General features: G+C 45.9%; 25 protein-coding genes. 11 read left to right on the top strand and 14 right to left on the bottom strand.

Annotated features, from left to right (window positions below):
* Positions 1 to 18: 18 nt before the first annotated feature.
* From Q0307_RS09620 to Q0307_RS09600, 5 genes are read right to left on the bottom strand one after another with little or no spacing between them, the layout of a single operon-like run.
* On the bottom strand, positions 19 to 504 hold the full coding sequence (locus Q0307_RS09620; RefSeq protein WP_298659907.1) for a MarR family transcriptional regulator: 486 nt from the start codon (positions 502 to 504) through the stop codon (positions 19 to 21).
* Entirely contained in the window at positions 491 to 1147 is a 657-nt protein-coding gene (gene maiA / locus Q0307_RS09615) for a maleylacetoacetate isomerase (RefSeq protein WP_298659904.1), read from the bottom strand. Before maiA ends, Q0307_RS09620 begins: the two co-directional genes overlap by 14 nt.
* On the bottom strand, positions 1144 to 1848 hold the full coding sequence (locus Q0307_RS09610) for a fumarylacetoacetate hydrolase family protein (RefSeq protein WP_298659901.1): 705 nt from the start codon (positions 1846 to 1848) through the stop codon (positions 1144 to 1146). The genes maiA and Q0307_RS09610 overlap by 4 nt, the downstream gene beginning before the upstream one ends.
* A gap of 29 nt (positions 1849 to 1877) precedes the next feature.
* Positions 1878 to 2927 carry a gentisate 1,2-dioxygenase gene (gtdA, locus tag Q0307_RS09605; RefSeq protein ID WP_298659899.1) on the bottom strand — a complete coding sequence of 350 codons (1050 nt, stop codon included), beginning with the start codon at positions 2925 to 2927 and terminating at the stop codon, positions 1878 to 1880.
* Positions 2928 to 2939: 12 nt separating this feature from the next.
* On the bottom strand, positions 2940 to 4124 hold the full coding sequence (locus Q0307_RS09600; RefSeq protein ID WP_298659896.1) for a 3-hydroxybenzoate 6-monooxygenase: 1185 nt from the start codon (positions 4122 to 4124) through the stop codon (positions 2940 to 2942).
* 152 nt (positions 4125 to 4276) lie between these two features.
* Between Q0307_RS09600 and folB the strand changes: the two genes are divergently transcribed.
* Positions 4277 to 4630 (top strand): dihydroneopterin aldolase, encoded by a 354-nt coding sequence (folB, locus tag Q0307_RS09595; protein ID WP_298659894.1) that lies wholly within the window; start codon positions 4277 to 4279, stop codon positions 4628 to 4630.
* Complete coding sequence (folK, locus tag Q0307_RS09590; protein ID WP_298659891.1) at positions 4630 to 5154, top strand: 2-amino-4-hydroxy-6-hydroxymethyldihydropteridine diphosphokinase; 525 nt, start codon at positions 4630 to 4632, stop codon at positions 5152 to 5154. The genes folB and folK overlap by 1 nt, the downstream gene beginning before the upstream one ends.
* Here folK and Q0307_RS09585 read toward each other — a convergent pair.
* The 3 genes from Q0307_RS09585 to rpmB all read right to left on the bottom strand — a co-directional run bounded on the left by Q0307_RS09585 (position 5132) and on the right by rpmB (position 6244).
* Positions 5132 to 5638, bottom strand: coding sequence for an SRPBCC family protein (locus tag Q0307_RS09585; RefSeq protein ID WP_298659889.1), 507 nt, complete (start codon positions 5636 to 5638; stop codon positions 5132 to 5134). The genes folK and Q0307_RS09585 overlap by 23 nt on opposite strands.
* 181 nt (positions 5639 to 5819) lie before the next feature.
* A complete protein-coding gene (gene rpmG / locus Q0307_RS09580; RefSeq protein WP_078920598.1) occupies positions 5820 to 5990 on the bottom strand; it encodes a 50S ribosomal protein L33 in 171 nt (56 codons plus the stop codon).
* 17 nt (positions 5991 to 6007) lie between these two features.
* Positions 6008 to 6244 (bottom strand): 50S ribosomal protein L28, encoded by a 237-nt coding sequence (gene rpmB / locus Q0307_RS09575; RefSeq protein WP_298659886.1) that lies wholly within the window; start codon positions 6242 to 6244, stop codon positions 6008 to 6010.
* 299 nt (positions 6245 to 6543) lie between these two features.
* Here rpmB and Q0307_RS09570 point away from each other — a divergent pair, with 299 nt between their 5' ends.
* From Q0307_RS09570 to Q0307_RS09560, 3 genes are all read left to right on the top strand, one after another.
* Positions 6544 to 6969, top strand: coding sequence for a toll/interleukin-1 receptor domain-containing protein (locus tag Q0307_RS09570; protein ID WP_298659884.1), 426 nt, complete (start codon positions 6544 to 6546; stop codon positions 6967 to 6969).
* A 94-nt stretch (positions 6970 to 7063) separates the two neighbouring features.
* Complete coding sequence (locus Q0307_RS09565) at positions 7064 to 7510, top strand: hypothetical protein (RefSeq protein WP_298659882.1); 447 nt, start codon at positions 7064 to 7066, stop codon at positions 7508 to 7510.
* Positions 7491 to 8732 (top strand): SUMF1/EgtB/PvdO family nonheme iron enzyme, encoded by a 1242-nt coding sequence (locus Q0307_RS09560; RefSeq protein ID WP_298659879.1) that lies wholly within the window; start codon positions 7491 to 7493, stop codon positions 8730 to 8732. The genes Q0307_RS09565 and Q0307_RS09560 overlap by 20 nt, the downstream gene beginning before the upstream one ends.
* Before the next feature lie 146 nt (positions 8733 to 8878).
* Here Q0307_RS09560 and Q0307_RS09555 read toward each other — a convergent pair whose 3' ends face one another.
* The 6 genes from Q0307_RS09555 to Q0307_RS09530 all read right to left on the bottom strand — a co-directional run bounded on the left by Q0307_RS09555 (position 8879) and on the right by Q0307_RS09530 (position 12183).
* Positions 8879 to 9451, bottom strand: a complete 573-nt coding sequence (locus Q0307_RS09555; protein WP_298659877.1) for a Uma2 family endonuclease — start codon at positions 9449 to 9451, stop codon at positions 8879 to 8881.
* Positions 9452 to 9472: 21 nt separating this feature from the next.
* Positions 9473 to 10003: a hypothetical protein gene (locus Q0307_RS09550; protein ID WP_298659874.1), complete on the bottom strand. Its 531-nt coding sequence runs from the start codon at positions 10001 to 10003 to the stop codon at positions 9473 to 9475.
* Positions 10000 to 10362: a hypothetical protein gene (locus Q0307_RS09545; protein WP_298659871.1), complete on the bottom strand. Its 363-nt coding sequence runs from the start codon at positions 10360 to 10362 to the stop codon at positions 10000 to 10002. Before Q0307_RS09545 ends, Q0307_RS09550 begins: the two co-directional genes overlap by 4 nt.
* A 60-nt stretch (positions 10363 to 10422) precedes the next feature.
* Entirely contained in the window at positions 10423 to 11274 is an 852-nt protein-coding gene (locus Q0307_RS09540) for a DUF72 domain-containing protein (protein ID WP_298659869.1), read from the bottom strand.
* Between the two features lie 63 nt (positions 11275 to 11337).
* A complete protein-coding gene (locus Q0307_RS09535) occupies positions 11338 to 11715 on the bottom strand; it encodes an Hsp20/alpha crystallin family protein (protein WP_298659867.1) in 378 nt (125 codons plus the stop codon).
* A gap of 27 nt (positions 11716 to 11742) precedes the next feature.
* A complete protein-coding gene (locus Q0307_RS09530) occupies positions 11743 to 12183 on the bottom strand; it encodes an Hsp20/alpha crystallin family protein (protein WP_298659865.1) in 441 nt (146 codons plus the stop codon).
* 206 nt (positions 12184 to 12389) lie between these two features.
* Between Q0307_RS09530 and Q0307_RS09525 the strand changes: the two genes are divergently transcribed.
* From Q0307_RS09525 to Q0307_RS09500, 6 genes are all read left to right on the top strand, one after another.
* Complete coding sequence (locus tag Q0307_RS09525) at positions 12390 to 13334, top strand: DnaJ C-terminal domain-containing protein (RefSeq protein ID WP_298659863.1); 945 nt, start codon at positions 12390 to 12392, stop codon at positions 13332 to 13334.
* A 261-nt stretch (positions 13335 to 13595) separates the two neighbouring features.
* The gene (gene fusA / locus Q0307_RS09520) at positions 13596 to 15692 is read left to right on the top strand and encodes an elongation factor G (protein WP_298659861.1); all 2097 of its coding nucleotides are present in this window, start codon (positions 13596 to 13598) and stop codon (positions 15690 to 15692) included.
* A gap of 299 nt (positions 15693 to 15991) precedes the next feature.
* A complete protein-coding gene (locus Q0307_RS09515) occupies positions 15992 to 19990 on the top strand; it encodes a ribonucleoside-diphosphate reductase subunit alpha (RefSeq protein WP_298659859.1) in 3999 nt (1332 codons plus the stop codon).
* Between the two features lie 14 nt (positions 19991 to 20004).
* The gene (locus tag Q0307_RS09510; RefSeq protein ID WP_298659857.1) at positions 20005 to 20961 is read left to right on the top strand and encodes a hypothetical protein; all 957 of its coding nucleotides are present in this window, start codon (positions 20005 to 20007) and stop codon (positions 20959 to 20961) included.
* Positions 20962 to 20980: 19 nt separating this feature from the next.
* A complete protein-coding gene (locus Q0307_RS09505; protein WP_298659855.1) occupies positions 20981 to 22348 on the top strand; it encodes a ribonucleotide-diphosphate reductase subunit beta in 1368 nt (455 codons plus the stop codon).
* 238 nt (positions 22349 to 22586) lie between these two features.
* On the top strand, positions 22587 to 23033 hold the full coding sequence (locus Q0307_RS09500; RefSeq protein ID WP_298659854.1) for a hypothetical protein: 447 nt from the start codon (positions 22587 to 22589) through the stop codon (positions 23031 to 23033).
* Positions 23034 to 23518 lie beyond the last annotated feature (485 nt).

Genomic DNA, 23518 nt, shown 5'->3' with positions numbered 1-23518 from the left:
TTACTTACACTTACAAGCTTATTGGGGACGCGCTTTACGTTTGCGTACTGGCGCTCGACTCAACTCATTATTGCCTTCTGCTAATTTCTCTAACAGCTTTAAAAGTTGTGCACCTTCTTCAGCAGTAAGTGGAGCCATAATGCGTGTTTGCGCGTGCTGAACTACAGGCAAAACCACACCTAGTACAGCTTGGCCTTGAGCGGTAATACTGACAATTTTTGAGCGTTGATCACGCCCTGATTTATCACGCACAATTAAGCCACGCTCCTCTAGATTACGCACCACCACCGTAATGGTTGTGCGATCTAAAGCGATTTCCCCGCCTAAACTTACTTGGTCTTGCGGCCCCTGTTCAGACAATACAATCAAGACTGCGAATTGCAGTGGAGTCAGATCGTAAATACTGCACTCATCTAAAAAGATCGCTACCGCAATTTGATGACAGCGGCGAAGAAGATGACCGGGTAAGCCTGCAAAACTACTCGTCATATTAGGCCACTGCATCAGGCTGCTTAGCAGGGGCAGCTTGTTGGAAAGACTCAAGCTGATTTAAAGCAGCAAAAATCCGTTCAAGTGTTGGATAAGCTGAGGTATCAACTTTGAAACGCTGATTATTAAACATCTGTGCAAATAGACAGACATCTGCCATCGTGGGTGTATCCCCATAGCAGTATTTGCCAGTATTCGGGCTGGTTGCCAGCATCTGCTCAAGCGGTGTGAAAGTCGTATGTACCCATTTGTGGAACCAAGCAGTAACACCCTCTTCATCCTGCCCATAAGAGCGCACTTGATCAAGTACGCGCAAATTATTCAGCGGATGAATTTCACAAGCAATCATGTAAGCCATCGCCCGTACTTGCGCCCGCCCTACTGGATCAAGCGGCAATAACGGCGGGTTTGGATGTGTTTCTTCGAGCCACTCAATAATCGCTAAGGATTGAGTCAGCACCGTGCCATCTACCAACTCCAAAGCCGGCACTAAACCGGCTGGATTCTTGGCCAAATACTCAGGCTTGAAGTTTTCATTAGTCCGCAGATTATGCGCTACATAGTCGTAATCAAAGCCTTTGTAATTCAGCGCTGCCCGCAACCGAATCGAAGTAGAACTACGGAAATAGTTGTGCAATAGCGGTTTTTGCTCACTCATGCAACTGCTCGCTCGCCGATAGTAGTAGTAATCGAACCTAGCCCCGCAATTTCAATCACACAGACATCACCCGGAACTAGAGGGCCAACGCCCGCTGGAGTGCCAGTATATACCAAATCACCCGCTTTAATTTCCATCGTGCGCGAAAGAATTGCAACAATTTCTGGCACTGACCAAATTAACTCGGTTAAATCGGCATCTTGCTTCACAGCTCCATTCACGCTCAAGCGAATTGAACCCTGATCTATATGCCCAACTGCACTCACGGGGTGAATCGGCCCACAAACAGCAGAACGATCAAAGGCTTTACCCCAGTCCCAAGGGCGGCCTTGCTCACGCGCAACTAATTGCAGATCGCGCCGAGTTAGATCATTGCCAATTGCATAACCCCAAATGTGATCCCGCGCTTGTTCTTCTGGAATATTCACGCCACCTTTGCCAATGGCTAACACTAACTCCGCTTCATAATGGAAGTTATTGGTTTCCGGTGGATAGGCGACTGTTTGCTGATCATCGACCACCGCATCCGCAGGTTTTGTGAAGAAAAAGGGTGGCTCACGATCAGGATCTCGTCCCATTTCGCGGGCGTGTGCTGCATAATTGCGGCCTACACAGAAGATCCGCCGCACCGGAAAACGTGCCTCTGAGCCAGCCACTGCGACTGAAGCCACCGCAGGTGGATTAATTACGTAATTGGTCATGAAAATTTCTCCGTCCTCGTTTTATTAATTCAAGCAAGACCGCGCTGTTCACGCCACAAGCCTAATTTCTGTTGCGCTACACGATCTGAGTAACTAAATAATACTGCTTCGCCCTTCGCTTCGTGGGTAATCCATTTCCAGCTTGGTGCGATAAAAATATCTTTCGGCCCCCACTCGAAAACTTGCCCATCAATCATGCTGCGTCCAGTGCCTTCTGTCACCACAAATACAGTCGCATCTGTACTGCGATAAGGTGCTGTCTTAAACCCTTCTGGCAAAACTTGTAAGAAGGGCGCAATCGTTGGCATGGCAAAACCACCATCAACGGGATTGATATAGCGCATCTTCAAACCATGGCATGGATCCCACTCTTGCTGGCGCTGCATGTGATATAGAGCTTCCCGCGAACGTGCATACGGATAATTGAAAATCGGCGAAGCTAAACGGTCTTGTTTAAAATCCACTGGCAGCATATTCGCGCCATAACGGGCTAGGCTATCGCCAGTCTCACGAGTGATTTCCTGCTCATCTGCCCCCAAACCTTCCGCAAACGAAGCATCAAAGAACGACACCATGGGAATATCCAAGCCATCTAACCAAATCATTGGCTCTTGAGTTTGGTTACCATGATCATGCCAAGCTTGAGGCGGCGTAATTACGAAATCCCCAAACTCCATCAAGGTACGTTCGCCATTTACACTGGTATGCGCACCCGCTCCATCCATCACAAAACGCAAAGCCGATTGGCTGTGGCGATGCGCTGGTGCAACCTCGCCGGGCATGACTAATTGTAAACCAGCATATAAAGAGGTCGTGATTTTTGACTGTCCACGTAAGCCGGGATTTTCCAAAATTAATACACGGCGTTCAGCTTCTTTAGCAGTAATTAGGCTACCAGCTTCTAAGAGCCATTGCTTAGCCAACTCGAATTTCCATAAATTGGGCACACAAGTACTTTTCGGCTCTGGCGTAATAATATCCGAGAGCACTGCCCACAACGGCGTAAAACCTTGCGCATCAATTTTCGCGTAGAAAGCTAAACGCTCCGGCGTTTCAACTGGTTTTTCAGTTAATGACATACTAACTCCTCCTCAAGCCTCTAAGCCCGTGCCGCCATATAGCCACGCTAAACTATTGTAATACTCTTCTGGAGTCCGTTTGGACATAACGCTATTGCGTACCGCTGCCTTAGCTCCATCAGGGTGGTAAATATATTCGCCAATCAAGCGCGAGCTAAGTTGCACACGGGCAGTGCGTGCCAGGCGCTGATCCAGATATTGCTGCAAAGCCTGCTCAACATTTGCACCATTCACTTCAAACATATGGCTCAAGCAGACTGCGTCTTCCATCGCCATACAAGCCCCTTGAGCAAAATATTGCAGCATCGGATGCGCTGCATCACCCAACAAAGCCACTCGTCCATCCACCCAATTCATAATTGGATCCCGGTCACAAAGTACCCACAGCTTCCAATTTTCGCCATGCTCAATAATCTGTTGCGCGCGTGGATGGATGTGTTCAAAACCTTGGCGCACTTCCTCTTTACTCACCGCTTTACCCGCAACGGCCTCTTTCACATCATTGTGATAAGTCACGACGAGGTTGAAAACTTTCCAACCTTTGAGTGGATAATGCACGATATGGCATTTGGGGCCAGCCCACAGCGTGGCCGCATTCCAACGTAAATCCTCGGGCATTTGTTCGGTGGGAATGACTGAACGATAAGTCGTGTGCCCTGAAACGCGTGGCTCGCCATCGCCGACTAATTGCTGGCGAATATTAGAGCGTAAGCCATCCGCACCAATCAGGGCTTGGCCTTCGAGTATGCCTTGTTCTTTGCAATACACTCGTACTGTTTGCCCATCTTGCTCATAGCGCTCCACAGCATGTGAAGTACGTAATTCAATTAAATCATTAGCACGGCACGCCTCCAGTAAAACACCATGCAAATCAGCTCGATGCACCACCGCATAAGGATTTTTAAACCGTTCACGGAAAGGCGCATCTAAAGGAATCGCCGCAATCTGTTCACCTTTAACTGCATCCATCAAGCGCAGACTGTCGATATACACCGCTTTCGAGCGGGCTTCATCACCCACCCCTAAATAGTCAAAACAATGGAAAGCATTCGGGCCGATTTGGATACCAGCGCCAATTTCACCGAGTTCAGCAGCACGCTCTAACACGATTGAGCGTGCACCTTTGCGAGCTAAGCCTAAAGCGGTTGCGAGGCCACCAATGCCGCCACCGGCAATGAGAACGGGTTGTGAATTCATACATCTCCTCCTGATGTGTGCTCACGCTTAGAAAATTAATCTTAATACTGATTATAATACTGAGCACTATAATGCATGTCAACTCTGTACTAGGCTTTTTACTCACCTCGTTTACAATAAGCCTCCCGTTCAGCAGCAAGGCAAAACTTATTATGGACATCGTTTACATCCGCGATCTACGCATCAGAGCCCACATTGGTATTTACCCTTGGGAAAAAAGCATTCAGCAGCAAATACGAGTTGATATAGAAATGGCTTGGGATAACCGTATTCCAGCAGCGAGTGATAAGATTGAGGATACCTTGAATTACAAAACCGCTGCACAGCGCGTGGTGCAATTAGTGGAGGCAGATCACTACGATTTAGTTGAGCGGCTGGCCGAAACCATTGCTCAAACCTTGATGAGTGAAATGCAGGTTCCTTGGATTCGTGTCACTGTCGGTAAGCCTTTCGCGGTCAAAGGCTCGGCAGAAGTTGGGGTACAAATCGAACGTGGGCAGCGCTAATGCCGCAGGTTTATGTGAGTTTAGGCAGTAATATTGAGCCTGAAACCAATCTTTGTACTTGTCTAAGCACGCTGCAACAAACCTTTGGTCACTTGCGTTGCTCGACGATTTATCGGAGTGCTGCGATTGGTTTTGAAGGTGAAGCCTTTTTAAATGCGGTCGTGAGTTTCTATACCGACCTGTCTAGCACAGAACTCAAGGCTTGGCTGAAACAATTAGAAGCTCAACAAGGCCGCAGACAAAGCCACCAGAAATTCAGTGCTCGCACTTTGGATCTCGATTTATTGCTGTATGCTGATCTTATCAAGCCCAGCCATAAACTACCGCATCCCGATATTTTAAATTACAGCTTTGTCCTGCAACCCTTAGCTGAATTAGCACCTGAGTATCAACACCCTATTCTGCGCAAAAATATCGCAAGTTTAGCGGCTAAACTCGCGCAAACAAATGAACAAGCATCATTAACAGCCGTCGAGCTAAGTTGTGCCAAGCCGTGGCAAATTAACGAGCGAAGCGTGCCTTAAACTGCTCGATATAGGCTTGCAAATGCTTATCGACTTTTGAACCCATATGCATACTTAAACGCTGCAATGGATTTTTGGTCACAGCAGTTTGTGTAAAGGTAATTCGTGTTCCACCCGGAACAGCGCTTAAAGTAGCTTCACGCGTACCAATTACCTGCGAACCTTTCGAGAGCTGGATGATAATTTCTTTATTAGGCACTTCTTTTTGTTTACGTGCGGTGATTTTGCCACCATGCGCGAGATGCTCGACCCAGCGCATCCCCTCATCATCATCTTTGAGCTGCACACTTTTTAAGTCAGTCCGCCATTCAGTTTGACGCGAGAGATCACTCAAAGCTCCCCACGTGGCATCAATGGGCGCTTTCACTAATTCAACACGAGTTGCACGTTGATAAGGAGATAGCATTAAGCCAATCAGAAACGGAACTACGATGAGCAACGCTAACACGCCCACCAAAATCCATAACAGCAAAGGTTCCATCATTCATCCCGGAATTTATTTTGGAAGACCATAATTATTTATTATGAATGGTCTATCTTTACTAATAATATCGTTAAAAGGCTCTACCTACCCGATACGGGCTTTTGAGTATAATGCAAAAAAGCCCGCAAGTGCGGGCTTTCTCAAGCAAGAATCATCACAATACACCTGATAGACAGGATAATTATTTGATTTTTGCTTCTTTAAAAATAACGTGCTTACGTACAACCGGATCGTACTTTTTAAACTCCAATTTATCAGGAGTGGTACGTTTGTTTTTGGTTGTGGTGTAAAAGAAACCTGTTTCTGCAGTAGAAACTAGCTTAATTTTTTCACGTCCGCCTTTCTTAGCCATGTTTTTCTACTCCAGAACTAAACTTTTTCGCCGCGCGCGCGCAGCTCTGCTAATACCACATCGATACCTTTCTTATCGACGGTACGTAAACCTTTAGTAGTAACACGCAGAGTCACAAAGCGTTCTTCAGCTTCTACCCAGAAACGGTGCGTATGTAAATTGGGTAAAAAACGACGTTTAGTCTTATTATTGGCGTGCGAAACGTTGTGACCGGACATCGGCCGCTTACCTGTTACTTGGCATACACGAGCCATGTGATTTCTCCAAAACTGCGATTCAAACACTATAAGGCGCGAGAGGATAACAAAACTGCTTTTGTCAAGCAATGAAATTTTCTAGATTTTTCACTGTGGCTTAGTTGGTAGCTTGCTGAAAAGAGTGCAACGAAAATCGCTCCGCAATGGCTGCATTCATTGCTTCAACGGTCACTGGCTTTTGTTTAGCCTTACGGTATTTATCAAACACCAGCCCGCAAGGATTCAATTTTGTGCCTAACCTTTAATTCGGGTTATCATGCCGATTATCAGAAATACTTGCAGACCTACACAGCCCCATGAGCGATATTTTTATTAGCTACAGCCGCCACGATCAAGAGTGGGTCGGGACATTAGCCAAAGCCTTGGAGGATGTGGGCTATTCGATTTGGTGGGATACTCGTTTGCTCGCAGGGGATGATTTCCATGAGGTGATTCCTGCTGCGTTAGAAGAAGCAAGCTGTGTGATTGTTGTTTGGTCGAAAGTATCCGTGACTCGCAAATGGGTCAAGGCTGAAGCGGCGCGGGCGAGTGATAGAAATGTGCTGATTCCGATTCAGTTGGAGCCGGTAGCTATCCCCATGCCCTTTAATTTACTGCAAGCGGATAATTTAAAAGATTGGAATGGGAAAACCAGCCATCCGGCTTTTCAGCGTTTGGTGAAGTCTATTGATCGGTTTTGTGCTAAGCCTTTAGAGCCATTAAACGATAACCACTTTACCTAAGGAGCCCTCTCAGCTAAAGCCAATAGCTCGCTTAAGGCTATTTTTACCAGTATTCACTGTAGTATTAGTAGCCTCAGTCGGTATTTACATTGACTTGCAAAGCTTAATCACTGCTAAAACAGAACAACCCGCTCCCACCGAACAGCCTATTCCGGCTAGCAGTGCAAACATAACAACAAATGAAGCTCTATCTACATCCACTACTGCTGATCAACCGACTCCGGCTAAAGCTGCGCAAACTACAACAACTGCACCCGCACCCATTGAGCCAGCTCCCAAAAGCCCCACCCCTGCAGAGCGTTTACAACAAGCAGAAGCTGAATTTGTTAGTGAAAAGGCGGCTGATTGGAAAAACGCGGTCGAGCAGCTACAGGTTTTAGCTAATGAAGGTAATGTGGAAGCTTGGCGCTTATTGGGTTTTGCGTATTATAAAGGACGCGGTGTAGCCACCGATAAAAAGCTCGGCTGCTCGTGGTATCAAAAAGCCGCTCAAGCAGGCAATGTGCCCGCAAAGGAAACTTATGCAAAACTATGCTCCTAAACCCAGTTACCTAAAATCTTTAGTGTTGCTCGGCTGTGCCTTGAGTTTATGCTTTGCCAGCACGGCTAGCTTGGGTCAGAGTATTGAAGAACTAGAAGCTGAAGCGATTCGACAAAAGCAGGCAACACAAGCAGCCGAAGAGGCCAAGCGAAAAGCCGCTAAAGCGGAAGCTGAACGTAAAGCCATTGCACGTGAAACCGCCAAACGCCAAGCAGCCTTGGCAACTTACCCGTTAACCATTAACACGGTACCCGCAAATGCCAAGGTCAGTATTCGCAATATTGAGCCTAAATATCGAGATGGTATGCATTTACCAAGTGGGCCATATCAAGTGCGTGTCGAAGCAGCCGGTTATGAAACCGAGGATAAATGGGTAGAACTGGGTAAGGCCGCTAAAACACTAACAATTAAACTGAAGGCCAAACCCAAACAGACTACAACCCAAATCAATAATTGGGTTGATGACTTGATTAACAAACCTTCGGCATCTGCTGCTATCCTTCAAGCTATCGAGCCAGAGATGGTGTCCATTCCAGCGGGCAGCTTCACGATGGGCTGTGTAGCAGGGCGCGATGAGGTGGAAGGTGGTTGTGAAGAGGATGAAAAACCGCCCCACACCGTCAGCCTACCTGCCTTTCAAATCGGCAAATACGAAGTGACTTTTGATGAATGGGATGCCTGTGAACGTGCGAAGGCTTGCCCGCATGCGGAGGATGAAAGCTGGGGACGCGGACGGCGACCCGTGATTAATGTCAGTTGGAATGACATTACCCAAAAATATATCCCGTGGTTAAACCAACAAACGGGCAAACGCTATCGCTTACCGACGGAAGCGGAATGGGAATATGCGGCACGGGCGGGGGGCGAGTCGGCCTATCCTTGGGGCAAAAAGATTAGCTGTGCTCAAGCGCGTTATGGTGGTTTTTTAGAAGAATGTAAAGATTCCGACGAAACCGTGACGGTCGGTTCGTATGCAGCCAATGCTTGGGGCTTATATGATACCAGTGGAAATGTGTGGGAATGGGTACAAGACTGGCATGGCTCAGATTACTACCGCACTAGCCCTGCTAGTGCCCCGGAGGGGCTTTCTTCTGGGACTGACCGCGTGTTGCGTGGTGGTTCTTGGCTCTTTAGCGACCAGTTCTTGCGTTCTGCCTACCGGTACCTCAACGCGCCTGTTAATCGGGACAACCTCATCGGTTTCCGCTTGGCTCTAGGTTAATGCTGCTCAAGGGCGGCGGAGCCGTTGAGCGGGGGTCGTGTAGGCGACGGCAGGCGCGTTACGGAGTAGCGCGAGCGAAGGCTGGAGGCGTTCACGCAGGGGTGCAGGGGCTAGCCACTGCTCGAAATTTTTTTGCGACCCGACACTTACAACACCCGCCGATAAATCTCCGCCAGCTTCAGCTCACAACCCAAACTAGGTAAGCTCACCACATCTTCCAAACGGTGATATTCCGAATACACCCACTGCTGATCAGCTTGCCGATAATAATGCTCTACTCGGCAATAAGCCTGTGCAACCAATAAATACTCACGTAATGAGGGAATCAGTTGGTAATGAAAAAACTTCAAGCCACGGTCATAAGCCTCTGTCGAATCTGACAGCAGCTCAATAATCAGCAGTGGATTGAGCAAAACGGTCGTATTTTCATCCTCGAACTGCTCTTTGCCGCAAGTGGCAACTAGATCAGGATAACTATACTTACTGATTGACTCACTCAAGGTATGTACTTTCATATCACTGGCATAGACCGAGCAGGGCTTATCCAACAATTGAGAACCCAAGGCGACGACTAGATTGGAAGTCAATTGATTATGGACGCGACTCGCCCCCGCCATCGCAAATACCTCACCATTGAGAAATTCACTCTTCTCCATAGCCGTTGCTTCATGTGCTAGATAAACAGCTTCACTTAATTGAGCTTTAGATTGCGCTGACATAAAACACCTCTTTGCAATCAATCACACCGAAAATTCTGGTGGAAAACGTAAGCTTGAAAAAGCTCGACCCGCTTGCAGAGCTTTGTGCTCAAGCGCTTGCGCAGATTCAATCAAACCTTGTTGCTGCAAAAATAATAAAAAAGCACGCGTGCTCACTTTTTGGCAGGTATCGGGCAGGGTAAATTGTAGTTTAGCAATTTTATGATCTTCAAACAGAAATACACTGTGAGGAGGCTTAGACTGTTGAGCAAAACCCGTCATTACCTCCTGAATCGCCCATTCACCTAAATGGGCTTTACGTGGGGTTTCGCCAGCAGTCAAGGCCGCTTGGTAGCGTTGAAAAACCTGCGTTGTCACTATCGGTAATTGTTGCTTGCTCACCCAAGCGGCTATTTTTTCGCTGGTGGGTGTGTGACTACGGCTGAGTTCATGTAACACCATATCGACCATCTGCACCGTCCAGCGTGGCAGGAATAAAGCATCTAAAGCATCCGCATACGCCAGTGTGATTAAAGGGCCTGCATCAGCAATCAGAATAACCGCCGGACTCATGGCTGTTGACTAACCTGCATTAGCTGGGTTAAAGAGCTGACCATCGCTTGTGTTATTTTTTCCGGCAAACGCGGCATAGGTAAATGCGCTTGTGCCATCAACAGGAATAAATCTTCTTCATGCTCTAAATTTAAAGCAGCTAACACACTGCTACTGTCACTACGCCCCAAAGAAAAATCCAATAATAACTGAAAATTTTGATTATTCGCTTGTTCAGCCGCTTCAAACGTTTCAACTAAGTAGCGTAATTCAGCATTAAATAAGGCATTCACTGAGGTATCTGTTTTAGCAGCGATCACCTTAGCGCGCCGCAATAAATCACGGTCAATCGAGCTGGTAAAATTGACGGTATTAGACATCCCTCAAACTCCTGCGGTTGCTTAACACAGCCCTCAGTGTAACACATAATTATGTGTTATTTATATGAGGGAATCACAAGGAAACACCGGCAAATCCACCAATCCCTCCACTCTCTTCTGCAACATCGCATGAAATTGCCGTGCTAGCATCGGCACTTGCACATTAGTCGGTGTATGCAGATAAATATAAGGCTTCATGCTCGCTTCCAGCCAACGCGCCGTTTGTGCCACCCAAGGTTCTAGGAATTTTTGATTTTCTTCGAGGACGGGATGCCCAATATATCTAAGCATAGGTGCTTGCGCGGTAGCATCTAACTGCACCGGTAGGCGCGGCTTTTTGTGTTGAGCCTCTTTAGTCGCTTTATCTAGCGCGGGTGCAGAATGTACCGGGCGGCTGTCAAAGATCACTCGATCCACCTGTAGACTTTTTAGCAACTCATTATAATGTTGGCGGATACTCGTATCGGTGAAAAAGGCTGGATGACGCACCTCAACCGCGTACTTATAAATAGGTGGTAAACTTTGAATAAATTCATCTAAAGCCCCTAACATCGCTGGCGTAAACGAAGCAGGGAGTTGAATTAAAAAACCATTTAAGCGTTGCCCCAAAGGCTGCATCCGCTCTAGAAATGCTTTGGTTTCGGCAGTTACGCCTTGCAGCTTATATTCATGAGTGATGACGCGCGGAAATTTAAAGCTAAAGCGGAAAGTTTCTGGAGTGGATGCTAACCAACGTGCCACCATCGCTTCGGAAGGCGTCGCATAAAAAGTGGTATTGCCTTCCACTGCATTGAAGAATTGCGCGTACTGCTGGAGAAATTCAGCGGGTTTGGCCTTTTTAGTATAAAAATCGCCTTTCCATTCATTCACTGCCCACAGCGGTGCACCTAGATAATAAGGAATTGAAGTCACGAAAGGCTCCTTTTTAAAAAGAAAAAGGTCTGACCGCAGCCAGACCTTCACTATAAGGCGAGTTTAGCCTACTTGCACTTCAATCTTCCGTGGCTGTGCATGTTCAGCCTTGGGAATGTGCAGGGTTAAAACCCCATCGCTTTGACTGGCTTCAATCTTGCTTGAATCCAATTCGCGACTGAGCGTAAAAGCACGCTTGTATTTAGCCGTACTGACTTCCGCATGGGTCGACTCCATCTGCTCTGGTATCTGTAAGAGAATCTCACCTTCTAAGGTTAGGATATGATTTTCGACTTGTACCTTTACATTTTCCTTAGGTACACCCGGCAATTCTGCAGTTAGAGTAAAACCACTTTCCTCTTCAATAATCGTTACTAAAGGACGCAAGGTTGCAAGCTCCGTGGTTTTAGTTGCAGTGGTTTGCTTAGCTAATTCTGTCATGATTGTTTACTCCTTAATCTTTAAGCCTTATTGGATTTCGATGCGTTTAGCTTGAGCTTCTTCGCGACGTTGAATACTGATGTGCAAGACACCTTCTTTATAAGTCGCGCTCACCTTGCTGACATCGACATCATCAGGCAGAGTAATGACCCGCTTAAACTTACCGGAGAAGCGCTCTTGAGCGTATACGGTCAATTTGCTGTCTTCTTTCGGTAGCTCTAAAACACGTTCGCCTTGTAGGGTAAGTAGATTCTTATCAATCTGAATATCCAAACTTTTCGCATCTACCCCCGGAACAAAGGCATACACCTCCACCGAGTTGGGGGTTGAACCTAAATTAATTGCTGGGAAACTACCGCGCGCAACGGGGCGAATATTTGATAGAATGTTCCGCCCTACCCAATGACGCTGCAAGTTCTCTAATTCGTTAAAAAGATCATCTGAAAAGTTAAATAAGGTGCTGTACATGTTATATCTCCATTTTATTAGCTTGGGCTGTATCGCCTATATCGCAATGAATAGGGTCAACCTTTGCAGAGTTCAAGAGTGCAAAAACAAAAAACTTGACAAACAGCAAATTTTTTTAATTTGTACTTTTTAGGCTCTTGTAAAGTGTTTTTTTGCCCATACTTAGCCGTCCAGAGAACCTGAGATTTGCAGGCAAGGAGATTTCTGTGGAATACAAAGATTACTATAAAACCTTAGGCGTGGAGCGCTCGGCAACAGCCGATGAAATCCGTGCTGCTTATCGTAAATTGGCACGTAAATATCATCCGGATGTGAGCAAAGAAAAGGATGCTGAAGAGCGCTTTAAAGAAGTGGGCGAAGCCTATGAAGTGCTAAAAGATACTGAAAAACGCGAAGCCTATGATCAACTCGGCTCGAATTGGAAACAAGGTCAAGAGTTTCGCCCACCTCCGGGCTGGAGTCCAAGTGGTGGAGCTGGTTTTGAATTCCGCTCTGGACAGGGAGGACAAGCTGATTTCAGCGATTTTTTTTCGTCAATCTTTGGCAATATGGGTGGCAACTTTGGCGGCGGTGGCTTTAACCAGCAAGGTTTTGGACAGAACGCAGGTACTCGCCAAAATACTCGTGGCCAAGACCAACAAACCAAAATCCAGATTGACTTGGAGGATTCATTACAAGGTGCTAAACGGAGTATTTCCCTCCGCAGTGCCAGCGGTGATCGCACTTTAACCGTGAATATTCCGAAAGGGATTAAATCGGGGCAAAAAATCCGTTTGAATGGACAAGGCCAAAACAGTTTAGGCGGTGCGGGGGATTTATTGTTAGAAGTCGAGTTCAATCCCCATCGTTTGTATAAAGTGGAGGGTAGTGACTTAACGATGAATCTGCCTGTCACTCCGTGGGAAGCCGCTTTGGGCGCAACCGTGAAGATACCCTTGCCCGATGGCAGTCATGCGGATGTAAAAATTCCAGCCAATTCACGCTCTGGACGGAAAATGCGATTGAAGGAACGGGGTCTACCGAGTAAACCCGCAGGCGACTTGTATTTGATCTTAGAAATAGCCTTACCCACTGCAGATACGCCACGGGCGAAAGAACTATATGAGCAGATGGCTAAGGAGTTAGCTTTTAATCCACGCGCACATTGGTGAGACGGTTTATACTAAACTCAGCAATATCCTCTTAAATCAGCGCAACGGATGGTGTATAGTATTGCACCGCATTAAAATGCATAAAAGGTATTCCAAATCAAGGGGCAGTCGCTTAAAATTGCCAACCTTTGTGAGCCTGCATGAAGCATAGGCGTTGCAGATAAGATCGGCAGAACACTCCTGTTGGTGAATCAAAGCCCAAGACTTAAAGGTTGGGTAGCGCACCAGCAGGTTATTGTATTTAAATGAGACACTAAACAAATGACGGACTTAAGCAAATACCGGAACATAGGTATCTTCGCTCACGTTGACGCGGGCAAAACGACTACCACAGAACGTATTCTGAAATTAACCGGTAAAATTCATAAAATCGGTGAAGTGCACGAAGGGGAGTCCACGATGGACTTCATGGTGCAGGAAGCAGAACGCGGTATTACGATTCAGTCTGCAGCAACCACTTGCTTCTGGAAAGATCATCGCTTCAATGTTATCGACACCCCCGGGCACGTTGACTTCACGATTGAAGTTTATCGTTCCTTAAAAGTTCTGGACGGTGGTGTTGGTGTATTCTGCGGCTCTGGAGGCGTCGAACCCCAATCTGAAACGAACTGGCGCTATGCGAACGACTCTAAAGTTGCCCGTTTGATTTATGTAAATAAGTTAGACCGTATTGGTGCTGACTTCTATCGCGTTGTGAAACAAGTTGAAGAAGTCTTAGGTGCTAAGCCTTTAGTCATGGCTCTGCCGATTGGCTTTGAAGATACCTTCGTGGGTGTGATTGACTTATTGACTCGCAAAGCGTGGATTTGGGACGACTCTGGGGATCCATTGAAGTATACCCTCGAAGATGTTCCAGCCGACATGGTCGAGAAAGTTGAAGAATGGCGTGAAAAACTCATCGAAACTGCGGTTGAGCAAGACGATGAAGCGATGGAAATGTACTTAGGTGGTGAAGAACCCTCTTTAGAAACTATCAAAGCTTGTATCCGTAAAGGTACAATCGCGATGGATTTCTTCCCAACTTTCCCCGGTTCTTCTTTCAAGAACAAAGGCGTGCAGTTGGTATTAGATGGTGTGGTTGATTATCTGCCGAATCCAATGGAAGTTAATCCACAGCCTGAAACGGATATCGAAGGTAATCCTACTGGTGAAGTAGCGATTGTTGACCCTAAACGTCCATTCCGTAGTTTAGTCTTCAAAATCATGGATGACCGTTTCGGTGCCTTGAACTTCGTGCGTATCTACTCCGGTACGATCAAGAAAGGCGATACAGTTCTAAATACCTTTACAGGTAAAACAGAGCGTGTAGGCCGGATGGTAGAGATGCATGCGAACGACCGTACTGAGATTGATAGTGCTCAAGCGGGTGACATCGTTGCTTTGATCGGTTTGAAAAACGTACAAACCGGTCACACTTTAGCAGATCCAGATCACCCTGCGACGCTGGAACCCATGGTATTCCCTGACCCAGTTATCTCGATTGCCATTGCACCGAAGAACAAAGCTGCGGCTGAGAAGCTAGGTGTTGCACTGAACAAAATGGTTCAGGAAGATCCTTCCTTCCGCGTTGAGACTGACCAAGAAACCAATGAAACCATCCTGAAAGGGATGGGTGAATTGCACTTAGATATTAAAGTTGACATTTTACGTCGTACTCATGGTATCGAAGTGGATGTGGGTAAACCTCAAGTCGCTTATCGTGAATCGATCACTAAAGTGGTTGAAGATAGCTATACCCATAAAAAGCAATCCGGTGGTTCTGGTCAATACGGTAAAATCGACTACACCATGGAACCTAACGAGGCGGGTGCTGGCTTTACCTTCCAATCGGTGGTGGTTGGCGGTAACGTACCTCGCGAATTCTGGCCTGCGATTGAAAAAGGCTTCCGTGATAGCATGGGTAAAGGCGTATTGGCTGGCTATCCAGTCGAAGACGTAAAAGTAACCTTACGTGACGGTGGTTTCCACGCGGTTGACTCGTCTGCGATTGCCTTCGAAATTGCGGCCAAAGGTGGCTATCGTCAAACAATGGCAAAAGCTGGCCCGCAAATTCTCGAACCCATCATGAAAGTGGACGTATTCGTTCCTGATGCACATGTCGGTGACACTATCGGTGACTTGAACCGTCGTCGTGCGATGATCAAATCACAAGATACCGCTCCTATCGGCGCGCGGATCAAAGCAGAAGCTCCCTTGTCCGAGATGTTCGGTTATATCGGTGACTTACGTACCATGACTTCGGGTCGTGGTCAGTTCTCGATGGAGTTCTCACACTATGCTCCATGTCCGAAGAACGTCGCTGATCAAGTGATTAAAGAAGCGGCTGAGCGCAAAAAAGCGGCAGACGAAGCTCGTTAATCATTCGTAATGATCAACAAAACCTCATCCTGTTGGATGGGGTTTTTTTTCGCCTAAAACACGGTTAGCAGCGCCCCCACTTCGACAAACTTATCCACAAACAAGCCTTGCTTTGGCACAGTTATCGGCCAATTTATGCTAGCTTATCCACAGCTTGCTAACAATATATAGTAGATACTTATAGAATCATAATACAGCATCTAGTAGATAGACCTTTATTAGACTGCTATACTTAATCTACCCCCCAACGATATTTTTTAAACAATTTGCCCCCAACTCTGCATGGGGTAGAGGTATTTATGCACTCAGCCAATTTAAAAGTACAAAAATCTGGTAGCCTTGAAGACATAAAAGTACCGCAATTTTCTACTCCTAAGTGCAAGGTGATCCGCCGGAATGGTGAAGTCACTGACTTTAATGCCTCAAAAATTCATATCGCTTTAACCAAAGCTTTTCTAGAGGTGGAAGGTAGTTCTGCTTCTGGCTCCGCACGGATTCATGACACGGTAAAAAATCTCACTGAACAAGTGATCGAGGGTTTATTCCGCCGCATGCCTGATGGCGGCATGATTCATATTGAAGATATTCAAGATCAAGTGGAATTAGCGCTCATGCGTGCGGGTGAACATAAAGTCGCACGTAGTTATGTGCTCTATCGTGAAGAACGCGCTAAGTTACGGGCTAAAAAGGATAAAAAAGGCAAAGCCAAGGCCGATTTAGCCATTAAAGTTAAATTAGATAATGGTGAGTTGCGCCCACTCGACGAAGAACGCTTACACAAAATCATCGCTGAATCAGTCGAAGGACTTGACGGCGTTGATGCAGCGCAAGTCACCCAAGGGGCTTTACGCAATTTATATGATGGTATTTCTGAGAAAGAAGTCGCTACCGCGCTGATTATTAGTACCCGCGTACTGATTGATCATCACCCTAACTATTCACAAGTGGCAGCACGGATGCTGATGGATAGCTTGCGCCGTGAAGTTTTGAGCTTTTTAGAAGGCCAAACCACCGAAGCGACGCAACATGAAATGCAAGATTTGTATACCGAAGCGCTCAGCAAAGCCATCAAGCGTGGCATTGAAGTGAATCTGCTTGCGGATGAATTAGGCCGTTATGACCTGAAAGCTTTAGGTGCTGCACTCAAACCTGAGCGTGACCTGCAATTCAGTTATTTAGGCTTACAAACCCTCTACGACCGTTATTTCTTGCATCATCAAGGTACACGTTTTGAACTGCCGCAAGTGTTCTTTATGCGGGTAGCCATGGGTTTAGCCATTAATGAAGTCGACCGTGAAACACGTGCAATTGAGTTCTATAACTTACTCTCCAGCTTCGACTTCATGAGCAGCACACCCACCTTGTTCAATTCCGGCACCCTGCGCCCGCAATTATCCTCCTGCTATTTGACGACTGTTCCCGATGATCTGGATGGGATTTATGGCGCGATTAAAGATAATGCGCTCTTGTCAAAATTCGCGGGTGGTTTAGGTAATGATTGGAGCCGCGTGCGTGGGATGGGCTCGCATATCAAAGGCACAAATGGGCAATCGCAAGGTGTTGTCCCGTTCTTGAAAGTGGCGAATGATACGGCGGTCGCGGTGAATCAATGCTTTGCACCGGATGCCTTATTGCATACCGCCGATGGCACTAAAGCGATTCGCGAAGTGAAAGCGGGTGATTTAGTGCTGGGCATTAGTGGTACTTACCGCGAAGTCAAACAAGTAATGACTTATAATCAGCATGATCCTATGGTGGCACTCGAGGTGAAACATGCCATTGAGCCAGTCAAAGTCACCGCAGGGCATCCGCTCTGGGCGATTAAAGGTATACCGATGGAGCAAGCGGTTGCTCGCACGCGCAAGTGGTTGGAAAATGGTAAGGTCGCAGCAGCTTGGATCGAAGCAGGTCAATTACAAGCAGGCGATTATGTAGCACAAGTGATTCCAACTGAAACCAGCGTGGTGGATGGTTTCAGCGCAGAAGATGCTCGTCTTTATGGCATTTTGCTCGGCGATGGTCACATGAGCAAAGATGGCATGGAATGGGGTGTTTCCGGTAATCCGCAAAACGATAGCCATTTGCAATTTGTACGCGATTATTTAGCAGCTCGTGGCATTCATTGCTGGGAAACCGGCCATAGCGAAACTTATTTACAAATCTGTTGGGCAAGTGGTCAAGGTGTAGTGCGTGATGGCACAACAGGACGCATTGTCAGTGCGGGTGCTGCCACTTTGCCCTTCACTTATAACGATCTTTATAATGCCAAAGGTGAAAAGCGCATTGCACGCCAATTCGCCCATTTACCACGCCCACAAACTTTAGCGCTGATTCAAGGCTTGCTCGAAACCGATGGCGGTGTAAGTCGTGGCAAAGAAATCTATTTCACCAGTACTTCACGTACTTTAGCAGAAGGTTTGCGTTATCAGTGCTTGCGTTTAGGCGTTCCAACCGCCGGGCAATACCGTGAACGTGACAATGCACATACAGATACACGTTCTGATGGTTCGCAAATTCACTTCACCGGAACGACTAAAGCCTACGATATTCGCATTCCATCCGTGGCAGAAATCGCTCAATTAGTGAACTGCAAAGCTATCACTAAGCAAAACTGGATTACCCATAAGGGCTGCGTGTTCAGCCGATTACGGAGTGTTGAAACTATTCCGACTGTGCCTTTCGTGCTCGATTTAATCGTGGAAGGCGATGAATCGTATATGACTACGGCTGCGTTAGCCCATAATGGCGGCAAACGCAAGGGTGCGGTCTGTGCCTATCTCGAAACCTGGCATATCGACATTGAAGATTTCTTAGAGTTACGCAAAAACACCGGCGATGAGCGGCGGCGTACTCATGATATGAATACCGCGAATTGGATTCCTGATCTATTCATGAAGCGGGTCGCAGAAGATAAAGACTGGACGCTGTTCTCGCCGGATGATGCACCGGATTTGCATGATCTCACCGGTCAAGCCTTTGAACAGCGTTATGAAGAATACGAAGCCAAAGCCGCACGCGGTGAGCTTAAGCTCTCCCGCAAACTGCCTGCGAATCAGCTCTGGCGGAAGATGTTGGGGATGCTGTTTGAAACCGGTCATCCTTGGATTACGTTTAAAGACCCTTGCAATATTCGCTATACCAATCAGCATGTGGGTGTAGTACATAGCTCGAATTTGTGTACCGAAATCACGCTGCATACCAATGACAGCGAAATTGCAGTGTGTAATTTGGGTTCGATCAATATGGTCTCGCATACCACGGCTGCTGGCTTAGATATGGAAAAGCTTGAACGCACCGTAAATACCGCGATGCGTATGCTCGATAACGTGATCGACTACAACTATTACAGCGTTCCACAAGCGCGTAAATCGAATTTGCGTCATCGCCCGGTGGGTATGGGCATCATGGGCTTCCAAGACGCGCTGTATAAAATGAATCTGGCTTATGCCTCGGAAGCAGCTTTGGAATTTGCGGATCGCAGCATGGAAGCTGTGTCCTATTTTGCGATTCGTGCTTCCAGCAACTTAGCCGCAGAGCGTGGCAAATATCCAAGCTATAACGGTTCGTTGTGGAGTAAAGGGATTCTGCCAATTGACTCCTTAAGTTTACTGGGCGAAGAGCGCGGTGCTTATTTCAATGTCGACACCACGCAAACTTTAGATTGGGATGCTTTACGCAATCTGATTAAGCAACAAGGCATGCGCAACTCGAACACCATGGCGATTGCCCCCACTGCTACGATTTCGAATATTTGTGGTGTCTCTCAATCCATCGAACCGACTTATCAAAACCTATTTGTGAAATCGAATCTGTCCGGTGAATTCACGGTAATCAACCCTTATTTAGTGGAAGATTTGCAAGCACTAGAGATGTGGGACGAAGTAATGATCAACGATCTGAAATACTTCGATGGCTCAGTGCAAAAACTCGACCGTGTGCCCGAGGACTTACGCCGCAAATATGCAACCGCCTTTGAAATGGATGCCCGTTGGTTAGTCGAAGCAGCCAGCCGCCGCCAAAAATGGATTGATCAAGGCCAATCATTGAATCTGTATATGGCAGAACCGAATGGCGCGAAGCTGGATAATTTATACAAACTGGCTTGGGTACGTGGCTTAAAAACCACTTACTACCTGCGTTCGATTGGTGCAACTGGCGTCGAAAAGCTAAATGATGCTTCTGAGCCAGCCGTTGAGAAAAAGCCCAATGTGAAAATGGCAACGAATTTACTAGAAGTCGGTTCGGCTGCACCGAAAGCGTGCTCGCTGCTTGATCCTGATTGTGAGGCTTGTCAGTAATTGAGCTATTAATTATGACTAATGAAAATTTTTTAGCATTTTATCCTACCCTACCTTATATGGCTGTTGATAAGGGTGACTTGGAAAACAATCCTAACGAGCAAACTTTTAACAGTCAAATGGCTGAAGTAGTTTTTGAAGATATTAAGCCAGAATATACTTTAAGATTTTGGCGTGATGGACGAATACTACTTCGACTTCATAATTTAGAGATACCTGAAAATAGTGAAACTTTAGAAAGAAATCAAACTGAATCGATAATAGAACATTATATCAATCTACTTAATATACTTAACTTATTTCTAGACTCAGCTCTTATAGAAATAGAGCGAGTTCATTATTTTCGAGTAAATGAAATTACTATAAATCACTCATTTATCTGCTACAGTCGGGGTGAAGATATTGCCACACAAAGTTGGTCTAGACACTACCAAGAGCGTAGATTTTGGAGTACTCACAATCAATGCGTACCTATTGGAATAAGCGCCGAAATTTACATAAGTAGAGTGGTCTCAAGAAGTACTTTAGAAAGAGTTTCTTCAAATTTTGAAAGAGTTTTTTCAGATTCAAACTTAACTAAAGATATAGCCTTATTAAGTAGAAGCCTCTCAGCTTATCAGTCTTTATCAAATGAGACATCATTCACAATAGCGTGGTTTATCATTGAGGGTAAATGTAGGCAAATTGTACGGGATAATCAATTACTAGCAACTCCTTGTAATATTAATGATGAGTCTCGGATATACGAAATCATTAATTTCCTTAACAACCAAAGATTAATTAGCAATGAGGTATCAGATCAAGCACATCAATGCCGAATAATCAGAAATGATATTTCTCATAGAAACTCTAATTTTAGTCTTCAGACAACAAACACACTAAACTGCCTACAGTTAGCTCATACTTTGATACAAAACTATTTTAACTTTCAATTTCGGATAGGACTATCCCGTCACGCATTACCGTTCTAAGTTATGAAGGAAAAATTTTATGACACTCAACTGGGATAACCCTTTAGCTCTGCCAAACACAAGTGTACAATCGCGCCCCGAACTGGATAGAAATAAAAGTGTCACATTGATCACGGATAAAGCTGTTGATCAGGGTGAGGCTGTCGAACAAGTAGAAAAAAACAATACCGAGCCAAGCTTGGAGTATCCCGCTAGTGATACACATTTTGTTCAATCTTTAACTTTTGGGGACAGTGCAAATGACTCAGACTCCGGCTCGCAACGACGTGCAACGCATCCAACGCAAGAAACAACAAGTCTTGCGCAGACGCCGCCAGCAACGTTAAAGGCGAGCTTATCGGCTCGTCGGCGTGAAGTAGGTGAACAACAGCCCTTCACGCCGATGAAGCCGATTAACTCGGAAGACAAACGAGTCATCAATGGTCTTGGGGACATTAATCAACTCGCGCCTTTCAAATACCCTTGGGCGTGGGAATTCTTCATTAATGCCAACAAAAATCACTGGACACCGCTCGATATTAATATGGCGCAGGATGTCAGTGATTATCACCACAAGCTCAAACCCGAAGAACGCCACGTTTATGAAAACGTATTGGCTTATCTGACCACCTCTGACATTCTCGCGATGCGCAATATTGGTTTAGCTGTCATGGAAAAAATGACCGCGCCCGAATTGCAGATTTACCAAGCGCGTCAAGTCTATGAAGAGGCTTTGCACACGTGGACTTACCAGCATTGCATTGAAACCATTGGTTTAGATCAAAGCGAAATCTACAACCGCTATCGGGTTGTGCCAGAAATCAATCAAAAGATTCAGATTGCCAATCGGCGCTTAAATGCGGTGATGCGCTCGGACATTGATCTGCGCCAGCCGGATGATTTGCAAGAGTTTGTCCTGTCTTATGCGTTCTTCTCTGGCATTTTCGAGGGCTGCTGGTTCTATAACGGCTTTTCACCCGTATTCGCGCTACAACGTCGTGGTCTCATGAAAGGTACGGCAGAACAATTGCAATACATAATGCGCGATGAAGTGATGCACTGCTCCTTCGGTATCCGTGTTGTGCGCCAAATCATGCAAGAAGAAAACGTGATCCTCGACCCGCGCGACATCCGCGATATGTGGGATGAAGCCGAAGCTGCTGAAGTCGCTTATTCTAAATTCCTACTCCCTACCCCTATCTTGGGCTACAGCCAACAAGACCACCATGAACAGTTCCGCTTTATCGCCAATCGCCGCGCCCGTAGTTTAGGCATGGAAGAACCCTTCCCCGGTGCAAAAAACGCCCTGCCTTGGTTGGATGAGCAATCGAATATGCGCAAAGAGAAGAATTTCTTTGAAACACGGGTGACGGAGTATCAGACGGGTGGGGCTTTGAAGTGGGAGTAGATAGCCAAAAAAGATAATAAATGAGTAGGAAAAGAAAAGAAAAATGGAAATAGCTACTTATCTCAAGGTATTTGAAAGATTGAAATGGCCTGCTGGCCTATTTTTACAAGGTTCTGCTATTTTAATATTTTTTTCTATATGCCTTGCAAAGAAACTTTGTTCATGCTCTTCTGTCTTGCTATTATTTAGACATAAGTGCTAAAATCAGTCATCTATTCTAATAAGGAGTTTTTTTGTTTTGTTTGATAAATACCGTGAATTAATAAATAGAATCATCGATGTTCTTTCTAAAGAAGACCAAGAGCTATTTAACAATTTACTATCTGAACTACACCTTTTCACTACACCTTCAGAGCGGAGAGATTTTGATCCTATACATTTGTCTCCTCATGAGCTACTTGATTTGCCACCCGAACTCATCAAGCAATTAGCTCTGAATGAGAGTGACAATTACGAATTGGAGTTGATTAGACTCATTGACTCAGTAGGTGGGATTATTTCTTTAGACAAATTAATAGTTCTTTTATATCGCGACAAAGGAGAGATTGCTGACAGGGTACAACTTAACGCACGCCTAAACCGTATGATGCGTAAAGAAACAATTTTTAGCGTCCCAAAGAAAAAAGGCGTGTACCGCACAACGAGAATAAAAGGAGAACAAGACGATAATGAAGGGATTAAATAAACAAAAACCCTCAATAGTTGGCGCTATTGAGGGTTTTATTTGTTTGTTTAGTCTGACTTAGAGAAGCCCAGAGGGCGCTTACTCGCTGTCCAGAACTGCAACAAAATGGTCGGAACAAACCCAATTGTAGCAGATCCGAACGGCAAAAGTCACTTTATCTGATAGATAAAGCTATAACCAAGATCCTCTCAACCCTAAAGTTTAAGAGGTATCTAGATGAGCACTTTTTCCTGTATTTGCAAAGACTTACGTCTAGTGCATGTTACTAGCTATGTCCGTGTACGCAAAGGCCGCATAGAGCATGTCTGCGAGCATTGCCGCCCTTACCAGTCTCGCTAGTAAGTCATCAATGATCTGTTGTCCACAAGATTCTGTCTTGTGGACATTTACAATTTAAGAGGTTTTTATGCACAATTATCTAATTCATTATACGGTCATGCACCAGAGGAGTTGAAGAGCCACTAAAGCGGTAGTAACTTAAGCGA

This window comes from uncultured Thiothrix sp. (assembly GCF_937873765.1).
In the GTDB taxonomy this organism is placed as follows: domain Bacteria; phylum Pseudomonadota; class Gammaproteobacteria; order Thiotrichales; family Thiotrichaceae; genus Thiolinea.
The sequence above is the reverse complement of the archived record's forward strand: the minus strand, read 5'-3'. Positions and strand labels throughout refer to the sequence as shown.